Source organism: Prochlorococcus sp. (assembly GCF_965655815.1).
In the GTDB taxonomy this organism is placed as follows: domain Bacteria; phylum Cyanobacteriota; class Cyanobacteriia; order PCC-6307; family Cyanobiaceae; genus Prochlorococcus_A; species Prochlorococcus_A pastoris.
Genome location: NZ_CBFHHZ010000004.1, coordinates 1 through 4419, shown reverse-complemented (window position 1 = coordinate 4419; position 4419 = coordinate 1). Strand labels below are relative to the sequence as shown.

7 protein-coding genes are annotated in these 4419 nt (G+C 34.9%); all 7 read right to left on the bottom strand.

All coding sequences use genetic code 11. The annotated features are described in order from the left end of the window. Positions 1-73 precede the first annotated feature (73 nt). Positions 74-283 (bottom strand): hypothetical protein, encoded by a 210-nt coding sequence (locus ACTF45_RS06130; RefSeq protein WP_288347495.1) that lies wholly within the window; start codon positions 281-283, stop codon positions 74-76. Continuing rightward, complete coding sequence (locus ACTF45_RS06125) at positions 280-606, bottom strand: 2Fe-2S iron-sulfur cluster-binding protein (protein ID WP_438949557.1); 327 nt, start codon at positions 604-606, stop codon at positions 280-282. The genes ACTF45_RS06130 and ACTF45_RS06125 overlap by 4 nt, the downstream gene beginning before the upstream one ends. A gap of 14 nt (positions 607-620) precedes the next feature. Then, positions 621-1571 carry a F0F1 ATP synthase subunit gamma gene (locus tag ACTF45_RS06120; protein WP_348659506.1) on the bottom strand — a complete coding sequence of 317 codons (951 nt, stop codon included), beginning with the start codon at positions 1569-1571 and terminating at the stop codon, positions 621-623. Between the two features lie 20 nt (positions 1572-1591). Beyond that, positions 1592-3109 (bottom strand): F0F1 ATP synthase subunit alpha, encoded by a 1518-nt coding sequence (gene atpA / locus ACTF45_RS06115; RefSeq protein ID WP_011133080.1) that lies wholly within the window; start codon positions 3107-3109, stop codon positions 1592-1594. A 31-nt stretch (positions 3110-3140) separates the two neighbouring features. Continuing rightward, a complete protein-coding gene (atpH, locus tag ACTF45_RS06110; protein WP_011133081.1) occupies positions 3141-3683 on the bottom strand; it encodes an ATP synthase F1 subunit delta in 543 nt (180 codons plus the stop codon). Continuing rightward, the gene (locus ACTF45_RS06105; protein WP_288347501.1) at positions 3683-4195 is read right to left on the bottom strand and encodes a F0F1 ATP synthase subunit B; all 513 of its coding nucleotides are present in this window, start codon (positions 4193-4195) and stop codon (positions 3683-3685) included. The genes atpH and ACTF45_RS06105 overlap by 1 nt, the downstream gene beginning before the upstream one ends. Next, positions 4192-4419: F0F1 ATP synthase subunit B family protein (locus ACTF45_RS06100; RefSeq protein WP_438949556.1), on the bottom strand; the 228-nt coding region annotated here is incomplete at its 5' end. The genes ACTF45_RS06105 and ACTF45_RS06100, both read right to left, overlap by 4 nt.

Sequence of the window (4419 nt, the reverse complement as noted above, 5' to 3'; positions counted from 1 at the left end):
TCCAGCGAATCCTCCTATTTCACATCCAATTCCAGTTGGAATAATAAATATTGTGGGGGATATTGACATTGAATTATATTTTTGAATTCACTGGATTTGCTAAAACAGCCTTAATTCTTATTTTTTTTATATTAAGGGACTCTACTGAATCTTTAATATCTTCGATAGACCATCTTATAACTTCCCCTTTTTTCATCAGATTTTCAGTAATAAATCTCCTCAAATGAATAATGTTTTTTGATCCTGGCCAATCTAAATAAAAATCAACCTTTTTTAAGTTCATTTTTGATATTTACCAAATTGATTATTATATAAATTATCTTCAACTTCATCGCCGATAATAATATGTAGATCAGACTTTGGATACGCGACACATAAAAGAGCAAAACCCTTTTCCTTCAAATCATCATTTAAACCCATTGCATCCTCTTGTTCAACTGATCCATCAATCACCATTGAGGCGCAGCTTGTACATACTCCCGAACAGCAACTACTTGGTAAATCAATTCCATTAGCTCTAGCAGCAGATATTATATCTTGATCTTCAGGACATAAAAAAACATACGTCTTTTTTTCTAATTCAACTTTTATATTATATTCCGACATTTTTAAAGATTCCGCTAGACTGCTGAACCTCCAACTACTTCAAGTATTTCCTGAGTTATAGCAGCTTGTCTTGCTTTGTTATAGGTAAGGTTTAAAGTACTTGCTAATTCTTTAGCATTATCACTCGCATTATTCATAGCTGTCATTCTACAGGCAAGTTCTGAAGCGGCTGACTCTTGCAGCGCTCTAAGAATCTGATTCTGTAAGTACAAAGGTAACAAGGAATCTAATAACTGATCAGGACTTTGTTCAAAAACAATATCAGAAGGTAATTTCTCTGAATCATTCTTTTCTATATTTGATTTTTCAACGAGTAACTTACTATTTTTTGTAGTTAATCTAAAAATCTCATCATTTTCCTCAGCAATTCCTTGAGGATCTAATGGCAACAATGTTTGCACAACTGGAGCACAACTTACTAGAGTGATGAATTTGGTATAAATAATCTCTACCCTATCTGAGTTTTCTGATAAAAATTCGGCTAAGACATCATTAGTTATTCCTTCAGAATCTATAGCTGTTGGTACTTGTTCTAGCTCTTTGAATGTACTTTTTATTACGTATCTATCTTTCCTATTTTGGAAATAACCTATTGCCTTTTTGCCAACTAAAATCAAGTTAGGTTCATAACCTTGTTTGATCAACTCTGCGTACCTAATTTCTACCTTTTTAATTATGTTCGTATTGTATCCCCCACATAAACCTCTATCGGCAGTTACGCAAACTAAGGAGATTGTTTTTACGTTCCTTTTGGATAACAAAGGAGAGTCTACAGCTTCAAACTGAACCCTAGATTGAATATTCTCGAGGACACGGGCAAGTTTGTCAGCGAAAGGTCTACTTTTCAGTACTTGATCTTGTGCCCTCCTCACCTTTGCAGCCGCAACTAATCTCATAGCTTCTGTTATTTTTCTAGTGTTTTTAACAGAAACAATTCGATCTCTGATTTCTTTAAGATTTGCCATGATATCTCCTTAGAATAAATTTAAACTGTGGCAAGCATTGAGGATTTAACTTCTTTTATTACCTCTTTTAAAGTTGTTTCTAAGCCTTCATTAAGTTTCTTCTCTTTAAGAATCTCCTCAATAAATTCCGCTTTATTTAACTTGAGGTATTCTCTAAGTTCAGCAGCAAATTTTGTTACATCTTCAACAGGTACCTCGTCAATAAGCCCCTTAACACCTGCATATACAACTGCAACTTGTTCAGCAAGATTTAACGGTGAGAATTGTGCTTGTTTTAGCAATTCTCTTAATCTTTTACCTCTTTCAAGTTGTTGCTGAGTAGCCTCATCAAGATCAGAAGCAAACTGAGAAAATGCTGCTAATTCATCAAATTGAGCTAATTCTAATTTTAGTGTTCCAGCAATCTTCTTAATTGCTTTTGTTTGTGCAGCTCCACCAACTCTACTAACTGAAATACCAACATTTATTGCAGGTCTTAAGCCTGAGTTAAATAAATCTGCGCTTAAGAAAATTTGTCCATCAGTAATTGATATGACATTTGTTGGAATATATGCAGAGACATCTCCAGCTTGAGTTTCAATAATTGGCAAAGCTGTCATTGATCCACCACCCATATCGTCTGATAATTTTGCTGCCCTTTCAAGTAATCTGCTATGACAATAAAAAACATCTCCAGGATAAGCTTCTCTTCCTGGTGGCCTTCTCAAAAGAAGAGACATTTGTCTGTAAGCTTGAGCCTGCTTAGTTAAATCATCATAAATAACAAGAGTAGCTTTGCCTTGGTACATGAAATGCTCAGCTATTGCAGCTCCAGTGTAAGGAGCTAAATACTGTAAAGCTGCCGCTTCAGAGGCTCCAGCACTTACCACAACGGTATATTCAAGCGCTCCTTTTTCTCTTAAGACTTCAACAACGTTTGCTACTGATGCAGATTTCTGACCAATCGCTACATAGACACAGACTACGTCTTGGCCTTTTTGATTAATTATCGTATCAATTGCGATAGCAGTTTTTCCAGTTTGCCTATCTCCAATAATCAATTCTCTTTGACCTCTTCCCACAGGTATCATCGCATCTATAGAAGTGATACCAGTTTGCATAGGTTCATGAACTGATCTCCTCTTAATTATTCCTGGAGCCATTTCTTCAATAAGTCTATTATCACTTGTCGGAATCTCACCTTTTCCATCTATTGGCTGCCCTAAAGGGTTAACAACTCTCCCCTTCATAGCTTCTCCGACTGGGACAGATGCGATTTTTCCTGTTGATTTTACATTACTTCCTTCTTGTACACCTAAAGCTTCACCCATCAAAACTGCACCGACATTATCGTCTTCAAGATTAAGAGCTATACCTTCTGTTCCATCCTCAAATTCTAATAATTCGCCGGCCATGACCTGATCTAAGCCGTATATTCTTGCAATGCCATCACCAATTTGTAGAACAGTTCCTACATTGCTTACATTTACGGATTGGTCATAATCAGTTATCTGTTGTTTTAAGATTGAGCTGATTTCATCAGGGCGTATAGATACCATGGATTTAAGAATTTAAGGTTGGATTTTGAATTTACTTGGATAGTGACAAACCAAGCTTTCTAATTTGAGAGGCAAGACTAGCATCAATTACTTTAGATCCTACACTCGCGACGAAACCACCAATGAGGGATGGGTCGATTTTAGTTACAAGTTCTAATTTTTCAGTTCCAGCTATATTGATAATTTTTTTGGTAATTAAACCTTTTTGGTCATCAGTAAGCTCAACAGCAGAAGTAACAGTTGCCAAAGCAATATTACTATTTTCTCTGTAAATTTCTAAAAATCTATCAAGAATTGAAGTTACAATTCCAATTCTTTGCCTATCAGCTAATAGTTTTAAAAAATTTAGAAGAGAAGAATTAATCTTTTCTGAAAAAATTTCAATTATTATTTTTTTCTTAGTATCTGTCTCTAAAACTGGAGAAGATAATGTTTTTTCTAGATCAGGGGAATCATTTATTAAGGATAGTAGTTGTTTTACCTCCTTAACCATTTCTTCAGTTTGATCGTTTTCACTAACAACCTGAAGTAATGCTTCTGCGTATGGGGTAGTAACGGAATTTAAAAGTGGCATTAATTCATCTCAATATTATTTATGGATTGAGTTACCAAATTTTCTTGAGTTGTTTGATCAAGTCTATTTGGTAGAGAATCTAAAGCTTTCTTAATAGCTAATTCAACAGCTTCTTTACGAAGTTGAGAAATCGCTCTTGAGGCTTCTGAGCTTTCATCAGAGATTGCACTTTGTTTTATTCGTGCCATCTCTTCAATGGCTTTTTTCTCACTTTCCATCCTGATTGATTCAGATCTTTTAAGAGAATCTGCTTTTATTTGACTAGCTTTTTCTTCTGCTAAAGATAAGTCAGTCTTTGCTTTCTCTAAAGCTTGTGTAGCCTTAAGAAGTCGATCTTCTGCATCTTTTAATTCAAGAAGAATTCCCTCTCTTCTTTTTTGAAGCATTTTACCTAGAAAGCCTGGTAAAAATTTATAAAGGCCAAAAACAACTACAGCCCAATTAAGAACATTAGTTTCGAATAAATTAAGATTTAATCCAAAACCTTCTGTAGCTAGAAGAGGTAAATTCATTTTTCTAGAATTAATCTATTAACAATAAGTTCGCTTAAGTCATCAGCTTGCTTAAAAAGCTGATCACGAGCTGAAGATGTCTGATTTTCTATTTCTAACCTTGCTTTTTCCTTAGAAGCATTTGCTTCATTATTAGCAAGTTCAAGAGCTTCTTTATAAAGCTTATCAGATTCATTCTCAGCTTCGCTCACAATCTTTTGAGCTTCAGAGCGAGCGCTTTGAAG

Coding starts and splice junctions, on each gene's coding strand:
- ACTF45_RS06125 (WP_438949557.1), bottom strand. CDS start 606: ATGTCGGAATATAATATAAAAGTTGAATTAGAAAAAAAGACGTATGTT.
- ACTF45_RS06130 (WP_288347495.1), bottom strand. CDS start 283: ATGAACTTAAAAAAGGTTGATTTTTATTTAGATTGGCCAGGATCAAAA.
- atpA (WP_011133080.1), bottom strand. CDS start 3,109: ATGGTATCTATACGCCCTGATGAAATCAGCTCAATCTTAAAACAACAG.
- atpH (WP_011133081.1), bottom strand. CDS start 3,683: ATGCCACTTTTAAATTCCGTTACTACCCCATACGCAGAAGCATTACTT.
- ACTF45_RS06120 (WP_348659506.1), bottom strand. CDS start 1,571: ATGGCAAATCTTAAAGAAATCAGAGATCGAATTGTTTCTGTTAAAAAC.
- ACTF45_RS06105 (WP_288347501.1), bottom strand. CDS start 4,195: ATGAATTTACCTCTTCTAGCTACAGAAGGTTTTGGATTAAATCTTAAT.